Source organism: Citrobacter sp. wls827 (assembly GCF_005280875.1).
GTDB classification, from domain to species: Bacteria; Pseudomonadota; Gammaproteobacteria; order Enterobacterales; family Enterobacteriaceae; genus Citrobacter; species Citrobacter youngae.
Window position 1 is genome coordinate 62,729 of record NZ_SZWR01000001.1, and the last position, 4,717, is coordinate 67,445.

Annotated in this window: 4 protein-coding genes; all 4 read left to right on the forward strand. The window is 55.6% G+C overall.

All coding sequences use genetic code 11. The features are described 5' to 3' along the window. Positions 1–797 (forward strand): secretion protein HlyD (gene hlyD, locus FDX03_RS00290; RefSeq protein ID WP_249356954.1); only part of this gene is annotated, 797 nt, incomplete at its 5' end. Next, positions 790–2,526, forward strand: a complete 1,737-nt coding sequence (locus FDX03_RS00295) for an ATP-binding cassette domain-containing protein (RefSeq protein WP_115602340.1) — start codon at positions 790–792, stop codon at positions 2,524–2,526. The genes hlyD and FDX03_RS00295, both read left to right, overlap by 8 nt. Further along, positions 2,519–3,652, forward strand: coding sequence for an ABC transporter permease (locus FDX03_RS00300; protein WP_137345325.1), 1,134 nt, complete (start codon positions 2,519–2,521; stop codon positions 3,650–3,652). The genes FDX03_RS00295 and FDX03_RS00300 overlap by 8 nt, the downstream gene beginning before the upstream one ends. A gap of 10 nt (positions 3,653–3,662) precedes the next feature. Then, positions 3,663–4,717 (forward strand): ABC transporter permease (locus tag FDX03_RS00305; RefSeq protein ID WP_137345450.1); only part of this gene is annotated, 1,055 nt, incomplete at its 3' end.

A 4,717-nucleotide genomic window follows, 5' to 3' on the forward strand; every position in this document is an offset into this window, starting at 1 on the left:
CCGGTCAGGTGCTGGGCGAACTGGACCGCGCACCGTATGAAAACGCATTGATGCAGGCCAAAGCCAATGTTGCCGCTGCCCAGGCGCAATACGATCTGATGCTGGCCGGGTATCGCGCTGAAGAGATCGCCCAGGCGGCAGCGGCCGTCAAACAGGCACAGGCTGCCTATGATTACGCACAGAACTTTTATAATCGACAGGTTGGATTGTGGAAAAGCCGCACCATCTCCGCTAACGACCTGGAAAACGCCCGTTCATCACGTGACCAGGCGCAAGCCTCGTTGAAATCCGCACAGGACAAACTCAGCCAATATCGCAGCGGTAATCGTGTGCAGGACATCGAACAGGCGAAAGCCACGCTCGAACAGGCTCAGGCTGAGCTGGCACAGGCTGAGCTTAATTTACACGACACCACGCTGACCTCTCCATCTGACGGTACGCTGCTTACCCGTGCAGTCGAACCCGGCAGTATGCTAAGCGCAGGCGGTACGGTACTGACGCTGTCACTCACGCGTCCGGTTTGGGTTCGCGCCTACGTAGATGAGCGGAATCTGAGCCAGGCACAGCCGGGACGTGAGATCCTGCTCTACACCGATGGCCGTCCGGACAAACCGTATCACGGTAAAATCGGCTTCGTGTCGCCTACTGCCGAGTTTACGCCGAAAACAGTTGAAACCCCTGACCTGCGCACCGACCTGGTTTATCGCCTGCGTATTGTGGTGACCGACGCGGACGATGCGCTGCGCCAGGGAATGCCGGTAACGATCAAATTCAGTGACGAGGCACGGCATGAATGATGCCGTTATTACGCTCAAAGGGCTGACAAAAAACTTTGCCGGAATGGAAAAACCGGCCGTTGCCCCGCTCGACTGCACCGTGCATGCAGGCTACGTGACCGGACTTGTCGGGCCGGACGGCGCGGGGAAAACCACGTTGATGCGCATGCTGGCGGGATTGTTAAAACCCGATGCCGGAAGTGCTGCGGTGATTGGCTTTGACCCTATCAAGGACGACAGCGCGCTGCATGCGGTACTGGGCTATATGCCGCAGAAATTTGGCCTGTATGAAGATTTAACCGTCATGGAGAACCTCAATCTCTATGCTGATTTGCGTAGCGTCACCGGCGAAGCGCGAGAAAAAACCTTTGCCCGCCTGCTGGAATTTACCTCGCTGGGGCCATTTACCGGACGACTGGCGGGCAAACTTTCCGGTGGGATGAAACAGAAGCTCGGGCTGGCCTGTACGCTGGTCGGCGAACCCAAAGTATTGTTGCTGGATGAACCGGGTGTCGGTGTGGACCCCATCTCCCGTCGTGAACTGTGGCAAATGGTTCATGAGCTGGCCGGGGATGGCATGTTGATCCTCTGGAGCACCTCGTATCTGGATGAAGCAGAGCAGTGCCGCGATGTACTGCTGATGAACGAAGGCGAACTGTTGTATCAGGGTGAACCGACGCGACTGACGCAAACCATGGCGGGCCGCAGTTTCCTGATGAGCAGTCCGCAGGAAAATAACCGTCGATTGCTGCAGCGGGCATTAAAACTACCGCAGGTCAGCGACGGGATGATTCAGGGGAAATCGGTACGCTTAATCCTGAAAAAAGCAGCCACTGCGGACGATATTCGTCGGGCAGACGGCATGCCGGAGATTAACATCAGCGAAACGACTCCCCGCTTCGAGGATGCCTTTATCGATTTACTCGGCGGAGCCGGGACATCGGAATCGCCACTGGGCGCTATCCTGCATACCGTGGAAGGCACGCCTGGCGAAACGGTGATCGAAGCCAAAGCGCTGACCAAGAAGTTTGGCGATTTTGCCGCGACCGACCACGTAGACTTTTCCGTACAACGTGGTGAGATTTTTGGCCTGCTAGGGCCCAACGGTGCCGGTAAATCCACCACCTTTAAAATGATGTGCGGCCTGCTGGTTCCCACCTCCGGCAAAGCGCTGGTGCTGGACATGGATCTGAAAGTCAGCTCCGGCAAAGCACGCCAGCATCTGGGCTATATGGCGCAAAAATTCTCCCTGTACGGCAACCTGACCGTTGAGCAGAACCTGCGCTTTTTCTCCGGCGTCTACGGTCTGCGTGGCCGTGCGCAGAAAGACAAAATTGATCGTATGAGCGAGGCATTCGGTTTGAAAAGCATCGCGTCTCACGCCACCGACGATCTGCCGCTGGGCTTTAAGCAGCGCCTGGCACTGGCCTGCTCGCTGATGCATGAACCCGATATCCTGTTCCTCGATGAACCCACTTCCGGAGTCGATCCCCTCACCCGTCGGGAGTTCTGGCTGCATATCAACAGCATGGTGGAAAAAGGCGTCACGGTGATGGTGACCACCCACTTTATGGATGAGGCGGAATACTGTGACCGTATCGGGCTGGTGTATCGCGGCAAACTGATTGCCAGCGGCACGCCTGATGACCTGAAAGCACAAGCAGCCGATAGCGACACGCCGGACCCAACGATGGAACAGGCGTTTATCACGCTAATCAATGACTGGGATAAGGAGCACGCGCATGAGTAATTCCGCCCTCTCCTGGCGTCGCGTACGCGCGCTGTGCGTGAAAGAAACCCGCCAGATCGTCCGCGATCCCAGCAGTTGGCTGATTGCCGTCGTGATCCCGCTGCTGCTGCTGTTTATCTTCGGCTACGGGATCAACCTCGACTCCAGCAAGCTGCGGGTAGGGATTTTGCTCGAACAGCAAAGCGAGGAGGCGCTGGATTTTACCCATACCATGACCGGCTCGCCGTATATTGACGCTACCATCAGCGATAACCGTCAGGAATTGATTGAGAAAATGCAGGCCGGGCGCATTCGCGGGCTGGTGGTGATCCCGGTGGATTTTGCCCAGCAGATGGCGCGACCCAACGACGTGGCGCCGCTCCAGGTGATCACCGACGGCAGCGAACCGAATACCGCCAACTTTGTACAGGGTTATGTCGAAGGTATCTGGCAGATCTGGCAACAACAGCGGGCGGAAGACCGGGGAGAATCATTCAAGCCCTTGATCGACGTGCAGACCCGCTACTGGTTTAACCCGGCAGCCATCAGCCAGCACTTTATTATTCCCGGAGCGGTGACCATCATAATGACGGTGATTGGCGCGATCCTCACCTCATTAGTGGTGGCGCGCGAATGGGAACGCGGAACCATGGAGGCGCTGCTGTCTACCGAAGTCACCCGCGTCGAGCTGCTGCTGTGCAAACTGATCCCCTATTATTTCCTCGGCATGCTGGCGATGCTGCTGTGCATGCTGGTGTCGGTATTTATTCTTGGCGTGCCCTATCGCGGCTCGCTGCTGATCCTGTTTTTCATTACCAGCCTGTTTCTGCTGAGTACGCTCGGCATGGGCCTGTTGATTTCGACTATCACCCGCAACCAGTTTAACGCCGCGCAGGTCGCGCTGAACGCCGCTTTCCTGCCCTCGATTATGCTGTCAGGTTTTATCTTCCAGATAGACAGCATGCCCGCGATTATCCGGGCGGTAACCTACATTATTCCGGCGCGTTATTTCGTCAGCACCCTGCAAAGCCTGTTTCTGGCGGGAAATATTCCAGTGGTGCTAATTATCAACGTGCTGTTTTTAATCGCTTCGGCGGTAATGTTTATTGGCCTGACGTGGCTGAAAACCAAACGTCGGCTGGATTAAGGGGACGGGCATGTTTCATCGCTTATGGACGTTAATTCGTAAAGAGCTGCAATCGCTGCTACGCGAACCGCAAACGCGAGCCATTCTGATTTTACCGGTGCTGATTCAGGTGATCCTGTTCCCGTTTGCGGCAACGCTGGAAGTGACCAACGCCACTATCGCTATCTATAACGAAGACAACGGTAAACATTCGGTGGAGTTAACCCAACGCTTCGCCCGCGCCAGCGCCTTTACCCATATTCTGCTGCTAAAAAGTCCCCAGGAAATCCAACCCACCATCGACACGCAAAAAGCACTGCTACTGGTGCGCTTCCCGGCAGACTTCTCGCGTAATCTGGATACTTTCCAGCAGGCACCCATGCAGCTAATTCTCGATGGGCGCAACTCCAACAGCGCGCAGATTGCCGCAAATTATCTGCAGCAAATCGTTAAGACGTATCAGCAGGAGTTGATGGACGGCAAGCCGAAACCAAACAACAGCGAGCTGGTCGTGCGTAACTGGTACAACCCGAATCTGGATTACAAATGGTTCGTGGTTCCGTCGCTGATCGCCATGATCACCACTATCGGCGTAATGATCGTCACCTCGCTCTCGGTTGCTCGCGAGCGCGAGCAAGGCACGCTGGATCAACTGCTGGTTTCCCCGCTTACCACCTGGCAGATTTTCATCGGTAAAGCGGTGCCGGCACTGATTGTTGCCACCTTTCAGGCCACCATCGTACTGGCAATCGGCATCTGGGCCTATCACATCCCGTTTGCCGGTTCACTGGGGCTGTTCTACTTCACGATGGTGATTTACGGACTGTCGCTGGTGGGATTTGGCTTGCTGATTTCGTCACTGTGCGCGACACAGCAGCAGGCATTTATCGGCGTCTTTGTCTTTATGATGCCGGCGATTTTGCTGTCCGGATATGTCTCTCCGGTCGAAAATATGCCTGTGTGGTTGCAGAATCTGACATGGATAAACCCGATCCGTCACTTTACGGACATCACAAAACAGATTTACCTGAAGGATGCGAGTCTGCAGATTGTCTGGGGAAGTTTGTGGCCGCTATTGGTGATAGC

What these genes read in the sequence shown, in the direction of transcription:
- FDX03_RS00300 (WP_137345325.1), top strand. Translation starts at nt 2,519, where the DNA reads ATGAGTAATTCCGCCCTCTCCTGGCGTCGCGTACGCGCGCTGTGCGTG.
- FDX03_RS00295 (WP_115602340.1), top strand. Translation starts at nt 790, where the DNA reads ATGAATGATGCCGTTATTACGCTCAAAGGGCTGACAAAAAACTTTGCC.